Origin of the sequence: Kocuria sp. SM24M-10 (genome assembly GCF_001027955.1) — a bacterium.
GTDB classification, from domain to species: domain Bacteria; phylum Actinomycetota; class Actinomycetes; order Actinomycetales; family Micrococcaceae; genus Kocuria; species Kocuria oceani.
This window is the reverse complement of sequence record NZ_LDNX01000135.1, coordinates 26177-46854: the sequence shown is the minus strand read 5'-3', so window position 1 is coordinate 46854 and position 20678 is coordinate 26177. Positions and strand designations below refer to the sequence as shown.

At 74.8% G+C, this 20678-nt stretch carries 22 protein-coding genes; 10 read left to right on the top strand and 12 right to left on the bottom strand.

Annotation, left to right across the window (positions count from 1 at the left end; all coding sequences use genetic code 11):
* Window positions 1-77: 77 nt before the first annotated feature.
* The 4 genes from ABL57_RS16500 to ABL57_RS16485 all read right to left on the bottom strand — a co-directional run bounded on the left by ABL57_RS16500 (window position 78) and on the right by ABL57_RS16485 (window position 3703).
* Window positions 78-821, bottom strand: a complete 744-nt coding sequence (locus tag ABL57_RS16500) for an MBL fold metallo-hydrolase (protein WP_047804564.1) — start codon at window positions 819-821, stop codon at window positions 78-80.
* A gap of 8 nt (window positions 822-829) precedes the next feature.
* Window positions 830-1933, bottom strand: a complete 1104-nt coding sequence (locus ABL57_RS16495) for a glycosyltransferase family 2 protein (protein ID WP_152683432.1) — start codon at window positions 1931-1933, stop codon at window positions 830-832.
* Between the two features lie 145 nt (window positions 1934-2078).
* Window positions 2079-2777 carry a type 1 glutamine amidotransferase domain-containing protein gene (locus ABL57_RS16490; protein ID WP_047804563.1) on the bottom strand — a complete coding sequence of 233 codons (699 nt, stop codon included), beginning with the start codon at window positions 2775-2777 and terminating at the stop codon, window positions 2079-2081.
* 65 nt (window positions 2778-2842) lie between these two features.
* Window positions 2843-3703 (bottom strand): aldo/keto reductase, encoded by an 861-nt coding sequence (locus ABL57_RS16485; protein ID WP_047804562.1) that lies wholly within the window; start codon window positions 3701-3703, stop codon window positions 2843-2845.
* 146 nt (window positions 3704-3849) lie between these two features.
* Between ABL57_RS16485 and ABL57_RS16480 the strand changes: the two genes are divergently transcribed.
* Complete coding sequence (locus tag ABL57_RS16480) at window positions 3850-4704, top strand: SDR family NAD(P)-dependent oxidoreductase (RefSeq protein WP_047804561.1); 855 nt, start codon at window positions 3850-3852, stop codon at window positions 4702-4704.
* On the opposite strand, the gene ABL57_RS16475 is transcribed toward ABL57_RS16480, so the two are convergent.
* Complete coding sequence (locus ABL57_RS16475) at window positions 4679-5290, bottom strand: hypothetical protein (RefSeq protein ID WP_047804560.1); 612 nt, start codon at window positions 5288-5290, stop codon at window positions 4679-4681. The genes ABL57_RS16480 and ABL57_RS16475 overlap by 26 nt on opposite strands.
* Before the next feature lie 136 nt (window positions 5291-5426).
* Between ABL57_RS16475 and ABL57_RS22760 the strand changes: the two genes are divergently transcribed.
* Both ABL57_RS22760 and ABL57_RS16465 read left to right on the top strand, forming a co-directional pair.
* Window positions 5427-6164, top strand: a complete 738-nt coding sequence (locus ABL57_RS22760) for a TetR/AcrR family transcriptional regulator (RefSeq protein WP_053005068.1) — start codon at window positions 5427-5429, stop codon at window positions 6162-6164.
* The gene (locus ABL57_RS16465) at window positions 6161-7816 is read left to right on the top strand and encodes an MDR family MFS transporter (RefSeq protein WP_047804559.1); all 1656 of its coding nucleotides are present in this window, start codon (window positions 6161-6163) and stop codon (window positions 7814-7816) included. The genes ABL57_RS22760 and ABL57_RS16465 overlap by 4 nt, the downstream gene beginning before the upstream one ends.
* Before the next feature lie 469 nt (window positions 7817-8285).
* On the opposite strand, the gene ABL57_RS16460 is transcribed toward ABL57_RS16465, so the two are convergent.
* Window positions 8286-9503, bottom strand: a complete 1218-nt coding sequence (locus ABL57_RS16460; RefSeq protein ID WP_047804574.1) for a CynX/NimT family MFS transporter — start codon at window positions 9501-9503, stop codon at window positions 8286-8288.
* A 304-nt stretch (window positions 9504-9807) separates the two neighbouring features.
* Here ABL57_RS16460 and ABL57_RS16455 point away from each other — a divergent pair, with 304 nt between their 5' ends.
* Together ABL57_RS16455 and ABL57_RS16450 are read left to right on the top strand one after the other, a co-directional pair.
* The gene (locus ABL57_RS16455; protein WP_047804558.1) at window positions 9808-10299 is read left to right on the top strand and encodes a hypothetical protein; all 492 of its coding nucleotides are present in this window, start codon (window positions 9808-9810) and stop codon (window positions 10297-10299) included.
* 161 nt (window positions 10300-10460) lie between these two features.
* Window positions 10461-11606 carry a glycosyl hydrolase gene (locus tag ABL57_RS16450; RefSeq protein WP_053005066.1) on the top strand — a complete coding sequence of 382 codons (1146 nt, stop codon included), beginning with the start codon at window positions 10461-10463 and terminating at the stop codon, window positions 11604-11606.
* Window positions 11607-11661: 55 nt separating this feature from the next.
* Here the strand turns inward: ABL57_RS16450 and ABL57_RS16445 are convergent, their stop codons facing one another.
* A complete protein-coding gene (locus ABL57_RS16445) occupies window positions 11662-13623 on the bottom strand; it encodes an ABC transporter ATP-binding protein (RefSeq protein ID WP_082157511.1) in 1962 nt (653 codons plus the stop codon).
* Window positions 13624-13696: 73 nt separating this feature from the next.
* Between ABL57_RS16445 and ABL57_RS21430 the strand changes: the two genes are divergently transcribed.
* Together ABL57_RS21430 and ABL57_RS16435 are read left to right on the top strand one after the other, a co-directional pair.
* A complete protein-coding gene (locus ABL57_RS21430) occupies window positions 13697-14458 on the top strand; it encodes a MarR family winged helix-turn-helix transcriptional regulator (RefSeq protein WP_082157510.1) in 762 nt (253 codons plus the stop codon).
* A 72-nt stretch (window positions 14459-14530) separates the two neighbouring features.
* On the top strand, window positions 14531-15067 hold the full coding sequence (locus ABL57_RS16435; RefSeq protein WP_047804557.1) for a hypothetical protein: 537 nt from the start codon (window positions 14531-14533) through the stop codon (window positions 15065-15067).
* 103 nt (window positions 15068-15170) lie between these two features.
* Here the strand turns inward: ABL57_RS16435 and ABL57_RS16430 are convergent, their stop codons facing one another.
* On the bottom strand, window positions 15171-15569 hold the full coding sequence (locus ABL57_RS16430) for a phage holin family protein (protein WP_047804556.1): 399 nt from the start codon (window positions 15567-15569) through the stop codon (window positions 15171-15173).
* 158 nt (window positions 15570-15727) lie between these two features.
* On the opposite strand from ABL57_RS16430, the gene ABL57_RS16425 reads away from it, so the two are divergent.
* On the top strand, window positions 15728-16093 hold the full coding sequence (locus tag ABL57_RS16425) for an SHOCT domain-containing protein (RefSeq protein WP_047804555.1): 366 nt from the start codon (window positions 15728-15730) through the stop codon (window positions 16091-16093).
* 30 nt (window positions 16094-16123) lie between these two features.
* On the opposite strand, the gene ABL57_RS16420 is transcribed toward ABL57_RS16425, so the two are convergent.
* From ABL57_RS16420 to ABL57_RS16405, 4 genes are all read right to left on the bottom strand, one after another.
* Window positions 16124-17086 carry an NAD(P)/FAD-dependent oxidoreductase gene (locus ABL57_RS16420; protein ID WP_047804554.1) on the bottom strand — a complete coding sequence of 321 codons (963 nt, stop codon included), beginning with the start codon at window positions 17084-17086 and terminating at the stop codon, window positions 16124-16126.
* A gap of 53 nt (window positions 17087-17139) precedes the next feature.
* On the bottom strand, window positions 17140-17370 hold the full coding sequence (locus tag ABL57_RS23180; RefSeq protein WP_047804553.1) for a hypothetical protein: 231 nt from the start codon (window positions 17368-17370) through the stop codon (window positions 17140-17142).
* An 88-nt stretch (window positions 17371-17458) separates the two neighbouring features.
* On the bottom strand, window positions 17459-17806 hold the full coding sequence (locus ABL57_RS16410; protein WP_139318527.1) for a hypothetical protein: 348 nt from the start codon (window positions 17804-17806) through the stop codon (window positions 17459-17461).
* Window positions 17807-18279: 473 nt separating this feature from the next.
* A complete protein-coding gene (locus ABL57_RS16405) occupies window positions 18280-18816 on the bottom strand; it encodes a flavodoxin domain-containing protein (protein ID WP_047804551.1) in 537 nt (178 codons plus the stop codon).
* Window positions 18817-18960: 144 nt separating this feature from the next.
* On the opposite strand from ABL57_RS16405, the gene ABL57_RS16400 reads away from it, so the two are divergent.
* Together ABL57_RS16400 and ABL57_RS16395 are read left to right on the top strand one after the other, a co-directional pair.
* Entirely contained in the window at window positions 18961-19338 is a 378-nt protein-coding gene (locus tag ABL57_RS16400) for a hypothetical protein (protein ID WP_047804550.1), read from the top strand.
* A gap of 199 nt (window positions 19339-19537) precedes the next feature.
* Window positions 19538-20665 (top strand): calcium/sodium antiporter, encoded by a 1128-nt coding sequence (locus ABL57_RS16395; RefSeq protein WP_047804549.1) that lies wholly within the window; start codon window positions 19538-19540, stop codon window positions 20663-20665.
* Window positions 20666-20678: the final 13 nt, after the last annotated feature.

Below are 20678 nucleotides of genomic sequence, written 5' to 3'. Positions count from 1 at the left end.
GGGACGAAGGAGCCGTCCCGGGCCCCCGCCCGTGTCCGCGTGCGCTCGGCGCGGGCTCCGGAGGCCTCCGGGACCGGTCAGTGGGCGCCCACGGCGCGGGCGTGCCGGGCCGCGGCCTCCGCGCCCTGCGTCCAGCGGTCCCCGTGGCCGGGCAGCACCGTGCCGGCCCCGGTGGCGGCCACGGCGTCGAGGGAGTCCAGGGCCACGGTCGTGTCCGCGGTGGCGGCCGCCGCGACGATCTGCGGGCCCCGCCGGCCCGTGTAGGGATCCAGGGTCACGAGCGCGTCCCCACTGAGCACGGCGCCGCGGTCGGGCAGGTCGAGGATGCAGTGCCCGTCCGTGTGGCCGGGGGTGTGCACCACCACGGGACGGCCCGGCACCGGGAGCGCCGTCCCGGTCTCCAGGGGGCTGAGGTCCCGCACGCCCTTGACGGCCAGCGCCCCGGCCGCGGCCATCCGGCCCAGCAGCGGCAGCGACCGCGGGTGGCCGAAGGGGTAGAGGAACCGGTTGCGCTCCGGGCGGTACCGGTACGGGTGGGCCGCCAGCCGCGCGTCGGCGGGGTGCCCGAGCACCGGCACCCCCCACTCCTCCTGCGCGCGGCGGGCGAAGCCGACGTGGTCGAAGTGCGCGTGCGTCAGCACGAGCGCGCGCACCTGGTCGGGACGCCGCCCCCGGTCCTCCAGGGCCGCCAGGAGCATGGGCCACATGCTGGGCAGCCCGGCGTCCACGAGGGTGACGCCGTCGTCGTCCTCGACGAGATAGCAGTTGACATGGGCATGGGTGATGCGATGGATGCCGTCGGCCACGTGCGGGGTGAACATGGGTCTCCTCACTCGATCAGTGTGCTGAGCATACCGCCCTGCTCCCCGCCGCCGGGGGCGGTCCCCTCCGGCGGACGGTGTCGGCCGCCCGGCTCCCGGCGTTCGCCGTGCGTGCCCGCGCCCGAGGTCTGCCGCTCCCGCAGCCGCCGGCGCAGGGCGGCCCGGGAGTGCCCCGCGGTGCGCAGCCGTGCGCCGGCGTACGGCACGCCGCCGCGCCACCGGGCGCCCAGGGCCGCCCACACGCACACCGAGCGCTCGAGCACCCACACCGGGGCCCACAGCACGGTGCTCGCCGGGTAGACCCGCCGGCCCCCGGCGCGCCGCCGGCCGGCCTCGGCCACCGCGCAGACCAGCAGGCACAGCCCCGCCACGCGCACTGGGCGGCGGGCGGACCAGAACAGCACGGGCAGCCACGTCAGCTCCACGGCCAGCCGTCCCGGCTGCGCGAAGTCGTCGTAGGCCTGCCGCACCCGCTGACCGGCGAAGTGCGCGGCACAGGGCGGGACCCGGCCCACGAGCACGTCCAGGGCCCGGATCTGCCGTCCGCCGGCGGCCGTGACGGTGCGGATGAGCTCCAAGTTCTCGAACAGCACGTCGCCGTCGTAGCCCCCGGCGCCGAGCAGGGCCGAGCGCCGCACGCCCAGCGTCCCCGGGTAGTCGCCGCCCAGGGCACGGTTGAGCAGGGTACGGGCGGTGTCCCAGCGGGCGTGCCACGGGAGGTCGAGGAAGTAGTTCTGCGGCCGGACGAGCTCCGCCTCCGCCAGCAGGCCGACCACGGCGGCCAGAGCGTCGCGGGTGTAGCGCACGTCGTCGTCGGCCAGCACGATGCGCTCCTCGGCCGCGCGGCGCACACCGGTCATCACGCCGGCGACCTTGCCGTTGGCCCCCGGCCACGGCTCCGGGCGCAGGAGCCGCACGGCGCCGGGCAGCGCGCGCCGGTGGGCCTGGAAGAGCTCCTCCGCGGACCCGTCGACGACGGTGACGGGCAGCCACCGGACGACCTCGGCGAGGTAGGCGGCGAGACCGGGCAGGTCCTCGTCGTCGGACCACTTCAGCGGCAGGACGTAATGGGCGTCCACCAGCGGCACGGCGGGGCGGGGCAGGGAGACCATGGGCACGTCCTCCGGGGGCGCGGAGATGTCGATGGGCTCGCTGCTGAACCGGTTCGGATTGTTCCGCTCCGGTGTCCGGCAGGACAACAGGCCGTGCGGAAAGCGGACAGGCCGCCGAGGGGGCCGCCCCGGCCCCCTCGGAATCTCACTCCCCGAGCGCCTCCAGCACCACCTCGGCCACGGCGCGGCTGGACTGCGGATTCTGTCCCGTGACCAGGTTGGCGTCGCGGATCACGTGGCTGGACCACGCGGGCCCGGTCTCCACGACGGCGCCCTTCTCGCGCAGCACGGTCTCCAGGAACCAGGGGGTGTTCTCGCCGGTGCCCCCGCCCAGCTCCTCCTCGTTGGTGAAGGCCGTGAGGCGCCGCCCGGCGAACAGGAAGGTTCCGTCGTCCTGGGCGCTGAGCAGGCCGGCGGGACCGTGGCAGAACGGGGCGATGAGCCGCCCGGCCCGGTCGGCCGCGGACAGGATCCGGCCGAGGGACGGATCCTGCACGAGGTCGGCCATGGGCCCGTGCCCACCGGGCAGCACGAGCGCGTCGTAGTCGGCCGGGTCGACCTCGGACAGGACGAGGGGCGCCGACAGCTCCGCGTCGATCTGCTCCAGATAGGCGCGGAACCCGTCGGCCTGCTCCTGGCCCCCGGCCATCTCCGGGGCGAGGCTGACCTGGTCGACGGTGGGCCGGCGCCCGCCGGGCGTGGCGATCTCGACGGTGTGCCCGGCCTCCCGCAGCACCCGGTGCGAGACGACGAGCTCCTCGGCCCAGAAGCCGGTGGGGTGCACGGTGCCGTCGCGCATGGTCAGGGCGTCGGCGGCCGAGACGATCATCAGAACACGAGCCATGGTGGGTTGCTCCTCCGTTGCGGTTGCGGTGCGGTGTCGGTGCGGTTGCCGTGGGCCGTGGCGGGTCAGCCGGCGGCGGTGAGCTCCTCGTAGGTCGCGTCGTCGAGCTGGATCCCGGCGACGCCCATGTTCTCCTCGAGGTGCTCGAGGGAGGCGGTGCCCGGGATGGGCATCATCACCGGGGAGCGGCGCAGCAGCCAGGCCAGCGCGATCTGGGACGTGGTGACGCCGAGCCGCTCGGCGGCCGCTGCGACCGGCCCGCCCGGGGAGGCCAGCTCCCCGGCCGAGATCGGGGCCCAGGGGATGAAGCCGATGCCGTGCTCGGCGGCGTGGTCCAGGACGTCCTGGGAGGAGCGGTCGGTGAGGTTGTAGCGGTTCTGCACCGTGGCGACGGCGAAGTGGTCCTGGGCGGCCGCGAGCTGCTCGACCGTCACCTGGGACAGTCCCAGCGCCCGGACCTTGCCCTCCTGCTGGAGCTCGCGCAGGGTGCCGAACTGCTCCTCGGCCGGGACCTGGGGGTCGATCCGGTGCAGCTGGAGCAGGTCGAGGGCGTCGACGCGGAGCTTGCGCAGGCTCAGCTCCGCCTGCTGGCGCAGGTACTCCGGGCGGCCCAGCGGGATCCACTGCCCGGGTCCGGTGCGGGCGAAGCCGACCTTGGTGGCGATCCGCAGGCCGGCGGGATACGGGTGGAGGGCCTCGGCGATGAGCCGTTCGCTGACGTCGGGGCCGTAGGCGTCGGCGGTGTCGATGAAGTCGACGCCCAGCTCCACGGCCCGGCGCAGCACGCGCACGGCGTTGTCACGGTCGGCGGGCTCTCCCCACACGCCCTCGCCGACGATGCGCATGGCGCCGAAGCCGAGACGGTGCACCGTCCCGAGGTCCTGGAGGTCGATGGTCGCGGGCACGGTGGTGGTGTTTTCCGTCATGCGTGCCGCAACGGCTCCGCCCGGCCGCTTATTCCGCCCGCGCAGCGGGTCCGTCCCCGCCGCGCGGCTATCCTGGGCCCACGCCGTCTCTTCCGAAGCTTTTCCTTCGCACCGTTTATTTCGCACCGTTCGTCCGAGGAGGACCCGTGGAGCAGCAGGACGACCCGCGCACGATCGTGATCACCGGTGCCAGCGACGGCATCGGCGCCGCCGCCGCACGCCGGCTCTCCGCCGACGGGCACGAGGTGGTGGTCGTCGGCCGCTCGGCCGAGAAGACCGCCGCGGTGGCCCGTCCGCTCGGAGCCCGGCACTTCAGCGCCGACTTCGCGCGGCTGGCCGACGTGCGCCGCCTCGCCGGGGAGCTGCGGGAGGCGGTGCCGCGGATCGACGTGCTGGTCAACAACGCGGGCGGGATCTTCGACCGCCGTGAGCTCACCGAGGACGGGCACGAGATGACGTGGCAGGTCAACCACCTGGCGCCGTTCCTGCTCACCCAGCTGCTGCTGGACGGGCTGCTGGAGAGCGGGGCGGCGGTGGTGAACACCTCGAGCGTGGCCGCCCGGCTGGGCCGGTTCCGCCCCGAGGACCTCGGCGACGACCGGCGGTGGTCGCCGCAGCGGGCCTACGGGGACACCAAGCTCGCCAACATCCTCTTCGCTCGTGCTCTCGCCCGCCGCCACGGCGAGCAGGGGCTGGCCGCCGCGGCGTTCCACCCCGGGGGCGTGGCGACCAACTTCGCCTCCTCGACCAGCACTCCCCTGCGCTTTCTCTACGGCACCCGCCTGGGCCGCCGGCTGATGATCAGTCCCGAACGCGGCGCGGAGACCCTGGTGTGGCTGGCCGAGGGCACGCCCGGGCGGGACTGGCGCTCCGGGGGCTACTACGAGAAGAAGAAGCCGGCCCGCACGAACCCGCGAGCGCAGGACGACGCGCTCGCCGACGCCCTCTGGGAGCGCAGCGCCGAGCTGGTCGGTCTCAGCGCGGGTCCCTCGGCCCGCTGAGCACCAGGGCGTCGACCTTCGCCCACAGCTGCTGGAGCGTCCCGTCGTTGACGAGGGTGGCGCTGATCCAGTGCGGGCCGATGCCCGCCTCGGAGGGGTGCGGGTCCTCCGGACCGGTGGGGCCCGGGCGCACCACGTGCACCACGCGGCCGCCCGCCCGGGTGATGGCGGCGGCCTCGACGTCGAAGCGCACGTCGGTGAACACGACCCGCCCGCCCAGCCGCCGGGCGGTCTCCAGGCCGCGGTCGGCCCAGACCGTCTCTCCGAAGACGGCCTTGCCGGCCTCGTTGCCGATCTTCTGCAGCAGGGTGCGGACCTCCCGGTGGACGGGGTCGTGCGTCTCGTCCTTGAGCCGGCCCCAGTCCCCGCCGGCCTCGGCGAGGACCGTGGAGAGCCGCAGCGGCCGGCCGGCCCGCACGCCCACGAGCGGGTCGAGGCGGACCAGGAACAGCCGCAGCGGATCGGCGAAGGCCACCCGGGAGTAGCCGTGGGCGCTCACCAGGCGGTCCCCGCAGCTGTCCTTGCCCGCCTGCTTGCGTCCGTGCAGGCCGATCAGCTGCAGTCCGGCGTCGTCGTGTTCGGCCATGGCGGGCCTCCTCCGGTGCGGGTGCGGGCTTCTCCCAGCCTACGGAGGGGCGGTTCTCCCGCACCAGGACATCGACCATCCTGAATTGCACTATGCTTGGGAGAGTGCAATCTTTGACGGATCCGGGGCGAGCCCGATGAGCGACGGCGCACGGGAGCAGCGGATGCGCCGCACCCGGCGAGCGCTGATCACCGGCGCCCGCCGGCTCACGGCCGTCCACGGCCTGGGCGGCTTCACCGTGGAGCAGCTGTGCGCCGAGGCCGGGATCTCCCGCCGGACGTTCTTCAACTACTTCGCCTCCAAGGACGACGCCGTGCTGGGCACCCCGGCGCGGGACCCGCTCGAGGCCTTCGGGGAGCAGTTCGTGGCCGGTGGCCGCGATCCACGGGGACCGGGTCTCCTGGAGGCGCTCCAGCAGCTCGTCGTCCGGTCCTTCGCGCTGCTGGAGGGACCGCACGACCGGGCCCTGATGCTGGAGGTCCTGCGGCGGGAGCCGGTGCTCCTGCAGCGGCTCGCGGAGTCGATGGACCGCCACGTGGCCCAGCTCGCGGCACTGATCGCCCGCCGGCAGGGCTGCGCGGCCGGCGACCCGTTCCCCGGCGTCGCCGCGGCCGCCATCTCGCATCTGGCCGGGCACACCGTGCACGAGCTCCTCGAGGGGCGTCCCGCCGGTCCGGACCCGGAGGAGTCCCCGCCGTCGGCGGAGTTCGCCGACCGGCTGGCGCGCAACGTCCGCCTGGCGGGGATCCTGTTCTGTGCTCCCGCCGCCGTCCCGCCGGCGTCGGCGGAGGGGCCCGCGGGCATCCCCCCGGCCGCCTCCCCCGGAGCCGCACCCCCCGCAGACCCGTCCTCGGACATCGAAGGAAGCCCATGACCACCACCCCGCCCGCGGTCGCGCAGGACGCGCCGCTGCTGGTGCTGACCCAGCGACGCATCTGGATCATCTTCTCCGCCCTCATCGCCGGGATGATGCTCGCCAGCCTCGACCAGACGATCGTCTCCACCGCCATGCCGACCATCGTCGGCGATCTGGGCGGCGTGGAGCACCAGGCCTGGATCACCACGGCCTACCTGCTGGCCACCACCATCGTCATGCCCGTCTACGGCAAGTTCGGCGACGTCCTGGGCCGGCGCAACCTGTTCCTGGTCGCCATCGCCCTGTTCACCCTCGCCTCCGTCGGCTGCGCCGTGGCCACCGGGTTCTGGCAGTTCGTCACCTTCCGCGCGCTCCAGGGCCTGGGCGGCGGCGGGCTCATGATCCTCTCCCAGGCGATCATCGCCGACATCGTGCCGGCCTCCGAGCGCGGCAAGTACATGGGTCCGCTGGGGGGCATCTTCGGGCTCTCCGCCGTGGCGGGGCCGCTGCTCGGGGGCTACTTCGTGGACCACCTGACCTGGCAGTGGGCCTTCTACATCAACATCCCGATCGGCATCACGGCCTTCGCGATCGCCTGGTTCACCCTCACGCTGCCGCACAAGCGCGCGACCCGCAGGATCGACGTCGCCGGCGTCCTGCTGCTGTCCGCCGCGACGACCTGCCTGATCTTCTTCACCGAGTTCGGCGGGGACGCCGAGCACGGCTGGAGCGCGCCCGGCACGTGGGCCTGGGCCGGGGGGCTGCTCGTGGCCGCGGGGCTGTTCGTGTGGAACGAGACCCGGGCCGAGGACCCGATCATCCCCCTGGGGCTGTTCCGCAACCCGGTGTTCGTCAACGCCACCGCCATCGGCTTCACCCTGGGCCTGGGCATGTTCGCCGCCATCGCCTTCGTCCCGACGTTCCTGCAGATGTCCTCGGGCACCTCGGCGGCGGAGTCCGGGCTGCTCATGGTCCCCATGATGGTCGGACTGATGGGCACCTCGATCTGGTCCGGGCTGAGGATCTCCCGCACGGGCCGGTACAGGGCCTATCCGCCGACGGGCACGCTCGTCACCGCGTCCGCCATGCTCGCCATGACCACCCTGACCGCGGCCACGCCGATCTGGCTGATCTGCGTGTACCTGTTCGTGTTCGGCGCCGGGCTGGGCCTCATCATGCAGGTCGTCGTCCTCGTGGTGCAGAACGCCGTGGACCCGTCGCTGGTCGGCACCGCCACGAGCACCAACAACTACTTCCGCGAGGTCGGCGCGGCCCTCGGCGTGGCGATCTTCGGGGCGATCTTCACCACCAACCTCTCCGAGAGGCTCACAGCGGTTTTCACCGGCGCCGGCGCCTCCGCCGAGCAGGCCGGGCAGGCCACGGCGACCCTGGACCCGCAGACGCTGGCGCGGCTGCCCGAGCCCGTCCGCGAGGGCGTCGTCGCCGCGTACGCGGAGTCCCTCGCCCCGGTGTTCTGGTACCTCATCCCGTTCATGCTCGTGGCCTTCCTCCTGGCGGTGCTCCTCAAGCAGATCCCCCTGTCGGACACCGCCGGCATGGTGGCCCGCGGGGAGGCCATCGGCGGGGAGGAGGCGCGGGCCCACGAGCAGGCCCTGCGCTCCGCCGCGGCCCCGTCCCCGACCCGCCCGGGGGCACCGCCCCAGAACTGACCGAAAGACCATTCGCAACTGCGAACGGTTCCGCTAGGTTGGGCGCGGGCGGTCGACTCCCCCAGCCGCCCGGACCGTTGCACCCCCCTCCGGAAAGACCTGTCATGATCACCCTCGACGGCTCGTTCGACGCCTTCTTCAACCCCAACTTCACCGCGATCCTGGGCATGTTCCTCGACTTCTTCCGCGCGGTGCTGGGCGTGGGCTGAGCCCCGGCACGCACGGCACCGTCTCGGCGCCGCCGGATCCGTCCGGCGGCGCCGAGCGCGTGTCCGGGGGCTTTTCTCCCCCGCCGTCGGGCCGGGACCGCCGGGCCGGACCGCCGGGACGGCGCCCGACGGGCACAGGACGGGCCGGCACCGTGCCGGGTGGTGCCCCACCGGACGCACCGGCACCCGGCGGGGCCGCGTCTGCCGGAGCGGTGCTCAGCGGGATCGTGCGCATCGGCGCCGGGTGTAGCGGAGTGGTCTCAGCGGGGTCGCCGGGCGACGCTGCGCACGGCCAGCGTGGTGCACACCAGGTACGTGAGGGTGGCCGCCAGCACGACCAGCAGCGAGGTGGACCAGGTCTGGGTGCGCTCGTGCACGAACCCGAGGACCGCCGGGGCCAGGGCGCCGAAGCCGTAGCCGACGCCCTGCACCACCGCCGAGATGCGCCCGGCCGAGGGGCCGTCGTGGGCCAGGCGCATGATGGCGACGAAGATCACCGTGATCCCGCCGCCCTGGGCCACGCCGCCGACGGCCGTCCAGGCCCACCACTGCTCCGGGGCCAGCAGCAGGCCCAGCGGCAGGAAGAGCCAGCCCGCTCCCACCGCGGCGGCCACGGCCGCGGTGTCGGCGCGGCGGGCCGCCAGCGGGACCCCGAGCGCTCCGGCGATCGCGAAGACGTGGAAGAAGGAGGACGCCGCCCCGGCCTCGACCGGGGACATCCCCACGTCCTCCACGAGCAGCGTCGGCAGCCAGGCCGTGACGCCGTAGAAGGCGAACGCCTGGCCGGAGAACCCCGCCGCGAGGCCGGCGGTGGCCCACCGTCCGCTCGCGCGTCCCGCCGGCCGCGGCGCCGCGGCCGGCTGCGGCTCCGGCACCAGGGCCCGCCGCCGCCCCACGGCCGGCAGCCAGACGACCAGGGCGAGGACCACGGCGAGGACCGACGACGCCAGGCCGATCCGCCAACCGGTCGCCGCGGCGACCGGGGCGGTGAGCAGCGCCGCGAGGGTCGAGCCGATGTTCAGGGCCGCCGTGTAGATCCCGGTGGCCGCCGCCTGCCGGTGCACGGGGAAGTCCCGGCGGATGATCAGGGGAACGGCGATGTTGCCCACCGTGATGGCCACGCCGATCAGCACCGTGCCCAGCATCGTCGCCGCGGTGTCCCCGGCCGAGCGCACCACCGTGCCGGCCAGCACGCCCAGCAGCGTGAGGGTGATGGCGAACTCCACCCCGGCGCGGCGGATCGTCAGCGAGGCCAGCGGGGAGGCCACCGCGAAGCAGAGCACGGGGATGCTGGTGAGCAGCCCGGCCTGGGCGGCGGAGAGGCTCAGGTCTTCGCGCAGCTCCCCGAGCACCGGTCCCAGGGCCACGATGGGGCTGCGCAGGGTCAGGGCCAGCAGGCCGATGCAGACCATCAGCAGCCAGGCCCGCGGCGCGGCTCCCCGGGGGCCTCGGTCGGCGGGCGGCTCGGCACGGTGCATGGTCACGACTTTCGGCAGGGGGCGGTCGGCGGGAGCGGGCGCACCCGCGGTCGCGAGGTGGGGCCGGCCCCGCTCCATCATCACCCACCCGGGCCACGACCGCGCACCGGCCCCGCTGCGGGGGCGGCGTCCCGCGGTCGGCGGGGACTGCTACCGTCGGCCCATCACCCACCGGGTCCGAGCCGGCCCCGGACGGAACGCCGCCACCGTTCCCGGACACCAGTCGTTCCCACCCCGTCCCACTCATCCCGTCCCACTCGTCCCGTCCCACTCGTCCCGTCCCACTTGTCCTGAGGAGGATCTCGTGCCCGACCACCACACCTCCGGCGGCGCGGGCGGCGTCGGCGCCCGCGCCGTGGTGATCCGCGGCGGGGCCGGGCTGCGCACCGAGCGGCGCACCGTCGTCGACGAGTCCGAGCGCACCGTCACCGTCGACGACGGCACCCGTTTCTCGAAGGCCACCGGCCTCGCGTGGAGCCCCGCGACCCTGGACACCGCCGATCTGGAGGCCGCCCCCGCGCGCGTGGTGACCGAGGGCCACCCGGAGTTCGAGCAGCTGTGGGCCGACGCCGGGCTGAGCGCGTTCACCGACAGCGACCACGCGGCCTACGTCGAGGGCCGGATCGCGGCCAACCGGCTCGCCCGCCGCGGGGGCGTCCACGACCACTACGACGTCGCCGCCATCATCGACGAGCTGGCCGCCATCCACCCGGACCTCGAGGCCGTCCCCGAGGACCTGTTCTGGGCCGTCGTCGACAAGCACACCCGGGACGAGGGCCGGGACCTCACGCCGTGACGGGGCGCCGGGCCGGCAGCGGTCCCCGCACGGCGCTGCGGGACCGGACGCCCCCGCCTCGATGTCCTTTGTGACGCGGCCGCCGCCGCTCCGGTATATGCTTTTGCAAACACCGTTGCCGGCGTGCCTCCCCCAGCGTGCCGCGAATCCAGGAGCCCCCCATGCCCCGTCGTGTCCTGCTGTCCGCCGCCGCCGTGGCCTCCGTCGTCTCGCTGGTCCTCACCCCGGCCGCCGAGGCGGCCAAGGACCGGACGACCACGGTCGCCGGCCAGTCGAAGAAGACCGACCGTCTCACCGAGCCGACCTCCGATCCCGTCCCCGAGGCGTCCGCGGAGTCCCCCGTGTCGCCCTCGGCGGACCTGGCCGCCACCACGACGACCGTGGCGCCGTCCATGACGACCGCCGCCCTCGCCCCGGCCTCCGGACCACAGGTCCGGACCTGCCCCCTGCGTTTCGGCGTGGGCACCCCCGGCGGCCCGGCCGCCGGCGGCGAACTGGCCGAGGTCGCCTCGCTCACCGGGGAGAAGCCCTCGATCGTGCTGGGCTACAAGGACTTCCGGCAGCCCGTCCCCTACTGGGAGCTGGAGCAGGCCCGCTCCGCCGGGGCCACGACGCTGCTGACCTGGGAGCCGTGGGTCTGGGGCGGGGGGCTCGACCAGCCCGCCTACGCCCTGGACCGGATCGCCGCCGGCGACCACGACGCCTACATCACCGACTGGGCCACGCGCCTGGCGGACTGGGGCGGGCCCGTGATGCTGCGCTTCGGCCACGAGATGAACGGCAACTGGTACCCGTGGGCGGAGGGCGTCAACGGCAACGGGGCCGGCGACTACGTGGCGGCCTACCGCCACGTCCACGACATCTTCACGGCCGCCGGCGCCGACAACGTGGAGTGGGTGTGGAACCCGAACGTCCCCTACTGGGGCTCCACCCCGCTGGACGGCCTCTACCCCGGCGCCGACTACGTCGACACCGTCGCCCTGGACGGCTACAACTGGGGCACCTCGCAGAGCTGGTCGAGCTGGCAGCAGCCCTGGGAGCTCTTCGGCTGGGGCCTGGCGGAGATGCGCCGGCTGGCCCCGGGCAAGGAGATCATCGTCGCCGAGACCGCCTCCGCGGAGGCGGGGGGGCTCCAAGGCGGAGTGGAACGCGCACCTGGTGTACTACCTGGCCGACCAGCCGGACGTGACCGGCCTGGTGTGGTTCCACTACGACAAGGAGGTCGACTGGCGGATCAGCTCCTCGGAGAGCTCCGCCGCGGCCCTGGCGCACCAGCTCGCCGAGCGCCCGTGCCCGTGACCGGCTGATCCGCCGGGCCGGGTGCCCCGGCGGCCGGCGCAGCGGACGGTCTCGCCGCCGGCGTCAGGACCGCAGGACCGGCGGTGCGGGCCGCTCCTCGAGACCCTCGCTCCGGCCGGCCCGTGCCGCGAGGCGCGCGTACGGCCCGCCCGCGGCCCGAAGCTGCGCGGGCGTGCCGCGCTCGACCACGCGGCCGGCGTCGAGCACGACCACCTGGTCGGCGTGCTCCACGGTGGAGAGACGATGGGCGATGGTCAGGGTGGTCCGGCCGGCCGCCAAGCGGTCCAGGGCGGCCTGCACCTGCGCCTCGGTGGTGTTGTCCAGCGCGCTGGTGGCCTCGTCGAGGACGAGCACCGGCGGATCGCGCAGCACGGTGCGGGCGATCGCCAGGCGCTGCTGCTCCCCGCCGGAGAAGCGGTGGCCCCGGGCGCCCACCAGGGTGTCCAGCCCGTCCGGCAGCCCGGCCACGGTGTCGGCGATGCGCGCGGCGCCGAGGGCCCGCCACAGGTCGGCGTCGGAGGCGTCCGGCTCGGCCAGCAGCAGGTTCTCGCGCACCGTGGCGTGGAGCAGATAGGTCTCCTGGGACACGACCCCGACGACGCGCGCGAGCTCCGCCGGATCCACGTCCCGCACGTCGGTGCCGTCGATGCTCACGCGCCCGTGCGTGACGTCGTTGAGCCGCGGCAGCAGGGAGCCCAGCGTGCTCTTGCCCGAACCGGTGGCCCCGACCACGGCGGTGGTGGTGCCCGCGGCCAGCACCAGGTCGACGTCGTGCAGCACCTCGACCCCGTCGTCGTAGGCGAAGCGGACGCCCTCGAGCCGGACCTCTCCCCGCACCGTGCTCGGGTCCAGCGGGACAGGGGCGCCCGGGGTCGAGATCTGCGGCACGAGATCGAGGTACTCGAAGATCCGGCTGAAGAAGGCCAGGGCGGCCACCCACTGCACGCCGATGTTCAGCAGCCCCATCAGGGGCCGGAAGACCGCCCCCTGCAGGGCGGTGAACGCCACCAGGGTGCCGATGCTCATGCCCGCACCGGTGGCCGGGAACCCGGCGGCGAGGTAGACGACGGCCGGGATCGCCGCGAAGACGATCTGCATGGTGGCCATCCGCCAGCGGCCGGCCAGCTGACTGCGCAGCTCCAGGTGCACGAGCCGGTCGGAGCGGGCGGCGAAGCGGGCCGCGTCCCGGCCGGTGGTGCCGAGGGTCTTGGCGAGCCGGACCCCGGAGACGGACAGGCCCTCCTCGACCTGGGTGTGCAGCAGGGCGAGCTCGCGCTGGCGTTCGTCGGTCACCTCGCGGCGGATCAGCGCCACGCGCCGGGCCAGCCAGACGGCCGGCGGCAGGACCACCAGTGAGATCAGGCTCATCGCCGGGGACAGCGCGACCATCGCCGCGGCCGTGGCCACGGTGGTCGTGAGGTTCGAGGCCACCCCGGTGGCCGAGGTGGTGACCACCGACTGCATGCCGGAGATGTCGTGCGTGAGCCGGGACTGCACCTCCCCGCCCCGGGTCCGGGTGAAGAAGCCGAGCGACTGCGCCTGGAGGTGGGTGAACAGGTCCACGCGCAGGGCGTGCATCACCTGCTGGCCCATGGCGGTGGCCAGCCAGGTCTGCACCACGCCGAGCACGGCGGTCAGGGCGGCCACCCCGACCATCGCGGCGGTCAGCAGCAGGAGCAGGCGCGTGTCCCCCCGGGGCAGGGCCTCGTCGATGACGCCGCGGACCAGGAACGGCTGGGCCAGATTGATCACCGAGGCCGCGGTGATGAGGACCACGACCACGCCGATCGTGCCCCGGTGCGGGGTGAACAGGGCCGCGATGCGTCGCCGGCTCACGGGACGGCGGGCCAGCTGCGCCCGATCGGCGGGATCGGGCCGGGCGGCACGACCCGCGCCACCGCCGCCGAGGGGCGCTGCACCGTGCGGACCGGCCGCACCGGAGCCGCCCCCGGGACCGCGGGCGGCGGTGTGACCGGAGCCGTCACCGGCGGCACGCCCGCGCGTGGGAGCATGGGTGATGGTCATGGGATCCTCCTCCGCCAATATTGTGGAGGTTACCTCTCTATGAGGTAACCGGCAAGGCCGCTAGGATGGGGCCATGCCCCACCACGACCCGGACTCCCTGGACGAGCTCCTGCTCGGCGCCTTCCGCCGGCTGCGCCGCCGGTGGGCGTCCCAGCTGGCTCCGTTCGGCCTCACCCCGCACCAGTTCCGGGCGCTCGACGCGCTCGCCGGGCCCTCCGGCTCCCGCGCCTCCGGAGACGCCGCAGACGCCGCAGACGCCGGGACGTGCGGCGGCGGGGCCGCGGGGCGGCGCGTGAAGGACCTGGCCGAGGCGCTGCGCATCGCCCCGCGCTCGGCCACCGAGGTCGTGGACCTGCTCCAGGAGAAGGGGCTGGTGGAGCGGTTCGCGGACCGCTCCGACCGGCGCGCCACCCTCGTCTGCGTGACGCCGCGCGGCGCCGCCCTGCGCGGCCGGGTCCGCGAGGCGCGGCGCCGGGAGTCCGACGAGTACTTCTCCCGGCTCGCCGCGGAGGACCGTGCCGAGCTGGAGCGGCTGCTCCGTCTGCTGGCGGCGGACGATCCCGGGTGCGCGCCCCGGAACCCGGAGGAGACGCCTAGGATCGGGAGCACCACCGTCGAGGAGAGGAACGTCACGATGACCGCCCAGCAGCCCGAGGACCGCGGCGAGGCCTTCGCCGAGCAGCAGCAGGAGGACCTGCAGGTCGTGGACGACGACACGCTGACCGACTCGACCACCGCCGACAACCGGCGCCTGGACACCGATCCGGCCAAGGGCGGACCCGTCCCGGCCGAGGACGTCCAGGCACGGACCGGGTCCCCGGCCGACAACCAGTGACCGCGGCGCCTGCGACCGCCGGAGCACCGCCGTCGCGCTGAGCGCCCACGAGCCCAGTCCCAGGAGGCATCCGTGTCGCAGTCATCCTCCGCCCGAGGCCGGGACGAGCCCGGAGGACGAGACCTGGACGAGGAGATCAGGGCTCTGATCGCCGGCTACCAGGAGCTGCACAAGAACGACGAGCGGGTGCGCCGCATCGGCCGTCGCACCTACACCGGCCGCCCCGCCGCCGACGGCGGGACCGAGGACCGGATCCTCGAGGTGCGCGAGGAGGACATCGCCCCGGCGCTGCAGCACCAGGACCTGTGCAGGATCTCCGCCGGGATGCTGCGCACCGAGGAGGACATGGCCGCCTACGCCGCCCGCTTCGCCCAGCGCAGCACGCCGCGCGACCCGGCGGGGAAGGACCTCGACCGGCAGGCCCACGCGGTCGACGCCGCGGGCACGCACTGGCTCCTGATGGTCGGGCAGAACCGGGACCACGGCCTGGTGGCCTGCCGGTTCGTGCGCGAGAAGGGCATCCCGCACGCCCGGGTCGTGTCCTTCACCGCCGCCCGGCTGCCGCTGCCCCTCCTGGTGGTCGAGCTGGACCCGCAGGCCCGGCCGTGACCGCCCGGACCGGCCACCGCGCGACCCGCCGGGTCGCCGCGCGGTGACCGGTGCGGCGGGCAGCCCCGACCGTCCCGTGCTCGGCGGCGCGGCCGCCCCGCGCTCACGTCGTCGCGCGGGCTCCCTGACCGGAACGGTCGTCCCGCGACGCCATGAACCGGTCCACGAGCAGGGAGAGCACGGCGGCGAACACGGAGACCAGCACCACGGCGCCCGCCGCGGCGAGCAGCCCGCTGATGGCCAGCCACGGCGTCACGGCGGCCACTACCCACACGAGCACGGCGTTCACCGCCAGGGTGAGCAGCCCGAGGAGCAGCACCGAGCCCGGCTGCGGCAGCCGCGCGGTGATCAGGGGGACGAGGGCGTTGACCAGCCCGAGCAGCAGGGCCACCAGCAGGTGCGCGAGCACGCCGCCGGTCAGGGTCACCCCGGGCAGGATCCAGGCCGCCAGCTCCACGGCACCGGCCAGGACGACCCAGCGGATGAGAACGGACGTGATCATGGCGCACTCCCCGGTCGGTCCGGTCAGGACACCTCCAGTGTGCGGCGGCGGAGGCGGGCCCGGGTCACCCGCACGGGGTGATGCACGCCCGGCCCCGTCCGCGGAGCCTGGAACGGACCCGCGGCGGCCGTGGGCCGCCGGACGACGTGGAGGGTTCGATGAGCTTCTGGGACTTCCTGTGGCTGCTGCTGATCTGGACACCGCTGGCGGTGCTCTGGGGCGTGGCGCTGGCGGACATCTTCCGGCGCGACGACGTCTCCGGCGGGGCCAAGGTGCTGTGGACGATCCTCGTCCTCCTGCTGCCCCTGCTGGGCACGCTGATCTACCTGATGACGCGCTCGGCCGGCAGCACCGAGGAGGCGCGCGTCGCGACCCAACGGTCCCGCGCCGAGCCGGCGCCGCCCACCAGCGCCCAGCAGCTGACGATGCTCGCGGACCTGCGCGACCGCGGCGTCCTCACCCCGGAGGAGTTCGCCGCCGAGAAGTCGCAGCTGCTGAGCCCCCGTCCGGCGACCGCGGCCTGAGCCGCGCCGAGCTCCGCCGGGGCCGGGCGGTCACCCGGAGCGGAACCGGCGCGTCGGCGGGGCCGGGCTCGCCCCGTGCGTGGGGTGGCCCCGAAGGGAGGTTGCGCAGGCCACGCCCGCGGCCGTTCCCTTGCCCAGGGCGATCGGCACCAGCTGCAGTCCCGCGGTGATGTCCCCCGCGGCGTAGACCCCTTCGACGCTGGTGAGCTGGAACCCGTTGACGACGACCCCGCCCTCGTGGTCGAGCTCGCAGCCCAGCTCGAGCGCGAGCTCGTGGGTCGGGTGGTGGGCGTAGGAGAAGAACACCTTGTCCCCCTCCACCAGCTCGCCGCCGGCCAGCTGCACCCCCACCAGGGCCCCGGGCTCCCCGACCAGCGCCTCGGCCACCCCGTCCACCACCTGGGCACCGTGGTCGGCCAGTGCCGCCCGCTGGTCCTCCGCGAAGCACGGGTCGGCGGAGTCGGTGACGATCCGGACGGTGTCGGCCCAGTCGAGCAGCTCCGCGGCGTAGGCGGGGACCTGGTCGCCGGAGCCGAGCACGATCACCACCTGGTCCTGCGCGGCGGGCCCGTCGCACGCCGGGCAGTGGTGCACGTCCGTGCCGTAGTGGTCCTGGATGCCGGCGAGCTCCGGGACCCGGTCACGGACCCCGGTGGCCAGCACGACCCGCAGCGCGGAGACCTCCGTACCGTCCACGACGGCGCAGAACCGTCCGCTCTCGTCCTTCCGCACGGAACTGACCGTTCCGTGGTGGAGGACCACCTCGGGGTACTGCGCCAGGCCGGCCCGCGCCTCGGCCAGCAGCTGCTGCGGGGTGGCCGGGTCCCGGCCCAGCAGGCCGTGGGCGTGGTCGGCGGGCAGGTTGCGCTGCTGACCGGCGTCGACGACCAGGGTGGAGCGGCGGTAGCGGCCCAGCCAGGTGGCCGCCGACAGGCCGGCAGGTCCGCCGCCGACCACCAGCACGTCGACGGCAGGGGGCAGCTCTGGGGTCATGGTTCCTCTTTCCCGGCTCCTGACGGGCACGGCGTCGCCCGTCCGGGTCCACCCTACGGAACCGGCACGGGTTGCCGGCATGCCCGTGCGGTATCGGGACAGCCGCGGGCCGGGCCGCCGGGGACGGCGACGCCCGCGGACGGCGCCCCGCCGTTGGCGAGGTCGGCGACGGTCAGCTCCAGGGCCATGGGCGCCCCCTGCGCGGTGCCGCTGGAGGTCCCGAAACGGGAACGGAGGTCGCTGCGCACGATCCCGCGCTGGCCGAGCGCGTGGCACCACGCCAAGGACCGCTCCTGTGCCCGCACTGGATGGGATGTCGCGCCCCGCCGTGCGGAGCCGCGGACGCCGTGGGGCCCGAGCGCCCCGGACCGGTCAGGCGCGGTGACCGGGGCGGTGCCATGTGCGGGGGGCCACGAGCTCGAGGGCGGGCTCGAGGACCTCCACCTCACCGGCCGAGATCAGGGCGCCGGGGCTGTGCCCGTCGGCCTCGCAGCGCACCAGCACCACCATGCCCAGCTCGGCCGGCGCGTAGGGGGCGCAGAGCACGATCTCCCCCGCGCGCAGGCCCAGACCCGGCCGGTCGGCGAGCACCCGGCACCGGGACAGACCGGACACGTCGACCGCCGGCGTGGGCTCGACCGACACCCCGACGCCGATGCCCGGGGAGATCCGCACGGACTCGGTGCCGGAGGGCACGAACTCCGGATCGGCAACACTCATCAGGTGGACCTCCAGATCGTCGAACGCACCGGGACACACAACAGGTCCCGGCGCCGGGCGGGGTGCTCGACGACGCTGTCCCTCTCAGGATAGGAGCCCGCGCCGCGAACAGGAAGCAGGCTGTGGAACCTTTCACCTGGTGTTCACCGGGTCACACGGCGACCCTGCGCCGCGCACACCGGGTCACCGGGTGCGGGCGCCTGTGCCCACAAGTGGGGGCTGCCGCGGCGTCGGACGCCCGCGTAGGCTCGGCCGTGTCGGCGAGCCGCTCGCGCAGCGTGGACGGAGTCCACGCGGAGCGGCCCGACGAGGCAGGTCACGTCGGGGGGCGTGGGCCTGCCGCAGCGCAGCGCCCGTCCAGCGGCGCGCGTCGCCCGTGGCGGCCCCGCCCTGCGGCCGGGCCGCCACGGAGCCCTTCGGCCCGGCGAGCGCCGGAGCACGCGTGCGTCGTGGGCGCGATGGCAGCGGCGGGCTCAGGATCCCGCGGAGGTGATCGCGGGGTCATCGCTCAGTTCCCGGGCGATCCGCCGGGCCCAGGCCTCGATCTCTGCCCAGTCCCGGTGGTCGCCGAAGTGGCCGCCGATCCCCCGGAAGAGCAGCCCGGCCGCGCCCGGCAGCAGGTCGGGCCCGGTCACTCCCGAAAGGAGCAGGTGCCCGCGCGGACGCACGACGTCGCGCAGGGCCGCCGCCAGGCGCCGGTCCTGGGCCCGGTGCGCGGGCCTGCGGAGCAACCGCGGCAGCCCGGCCGACATCCCCACGCTGAACAGCCAGACGGGCCGGGCGAGCAGGTCGCCCCGGTGGCGGCGGACGAATCCGGTGGCTTCGGGCAGCCAGGCCTGGTGGTGGACGGCGCTGCCGAGCACCACGGCGTCGTAGCCACCGGGGTCCGTGATCCGCCCCATCCGTTCGACGTCGACCGATGCCCCCTGGCCGCGCAGCACCTCGGCGATCCGCCGGGCGATCTCCGCCGTCAATCCGTGCGCGCTGGCGTGTCCTACGAGAATCCGCATGGCCGCTCTCCTCTCCGGCGTGGGTCCAGGGTAGGGCGGCCGGGGTGCCGGTGAACACCCAGCCGCGCCCGAGGCACCGGCCAGGGGGGAATGCCACGATCGGGATGCGCCGCAGATCGTGACGCACAGCACCCCCGGAGGACCATGAGCGCCCCCGCACCGACCCCTGTTCCCACCGGCTCCCGCCGGGCCGCCCGCCCCGAGCACCGCCGCACGGCCCGGCCCGCGCTGCCCGGCATCGGCGTCGGCACGGACCCGCAGGTCCGGCCCACCGCCCCGGTCACGCCCCTCTCGCGCTACCGGGTGCGCACCGACCGGCCGGGACTGAACTTGCGGGCCGGTGAGATCGTGCTGTGCGCCGTCTACGAACCGGCGTCCCTGGGCATGGTGGTGCTGGTGCGCTGCGAGTCCGACGGTCACGCCCCCGGCGCTCTGTTGCCGGTGCGCGAGCTTGAGCTCGTCGAGCACACCGGCACGGTCGCGGGGACGATCGCCTGGTCCACCCCGGGGGTCCGCGGCTGAGCGCTGCGCCGCGGGGCGGTCAGGGGCGCCCGGGAGGACGTCCTCGCCCGGGCTCGGGAAGCTCGTGCCGTGACCGGCCGGCCGGTCGTCGACCTCGCCGGGTCAGGCCTCTGCCGCCGGTTCGGCTCGTCCCGGAGACCGCAGTCATTGTCCGGTGACGACCGGGGCCTCCATCTGCCCCGGATCTAGACTGGCGCCCATGACGGTCCTGGACGTGGGTCGCATCGTGGTGGGGATGGCGCTGCTGGTCTCGGGCGGGGAGCTGCTGGTGCGCGGAGCCTCCGCGCTGGCCGCGCGCGTGGGGCTCTCGGGCCTGGTCATCGGGCTGACCGTGGTCTCGTTCGCCACCTCGGCCCCGGAGCTGACGGTCACCGTCAGCTCCGTCCTGGGCGGGGAACCGGGACTGGCGCTGGGCAACGTGGTGGGCAGCAACATCGCCAACGTGCTCCTCGTGCTCGGGCTGACCGCGCTGCTGGCACCGGCGGCGGTCAGCCACCAGCTGCTGCGCTTCGATCTGCCCCTGCTGGTGCTGGTGTCCACGACGCTGCTGCTCGTCGCCCTGGACGGCCGGGTCGACCGCGTGGACGGCGCACTCCTGTTCGCGGCGGTGGTCGTCCACGGTGTGCTGACCGTGCTGATCGGTCGCCGCGATGCCAGGTCTCCGGCCACCCCGCACGGCCCGCCGACGGGTCGGTCGCCCGCCGGATCCGGGCCCGGGCCGACGCCGGGGGCCTCCGTCGTGCTCTCGCTGGCCCTCGTCGCGGTGGGGGTCGGGCTGCTGGTGGTCGGAGCCACGGTCCTCGTCGACGGAGCGGTCAGCATCGCCGGGGCCCTGGGGGTCAGCGGTCTCGTGATCGGGCTCACGGTCGTCGCGGTGGGGACGTCCCTGCCCGAGCTGGCCACCTCGGTCATCGCGGTGCGCCGCGGGCAGCGGGACCTCGCCGTGGGCAACGTGGTGGGCAGCTGCCTGCTGAACCTCGGGCTGGTGCTCGGGGTGCCGGCGATGCTGTTCGCCGGCGGACTGCCCGTGCCGGCGGCGGCGGTGGCCCTGGACATCCCGGTGATGCTCGCGGCCGCGGTGGCGCTGCTGCCCATCGCGTTCACCGGATTCGCCGTGGCCCGGTGGGAGGGCGGCCTGTTCCTGCTCCTGTACCTGCTCTACACCGGGTACGTGGTGCTGGAGGCCGCCGAGCACGATGCCCTGGTGGGCTTCACCGCCGTGCTGGTGTCGTTCGTGCTGCCGCTGCTGGTGCTGACCCTGGTGGCGGTGTCCGCCCACGAACTGGGACGGCGCCGGGCGCTCGACCGGCATGCGGGCGGGCCGTAGCCGGGCGGCCCCG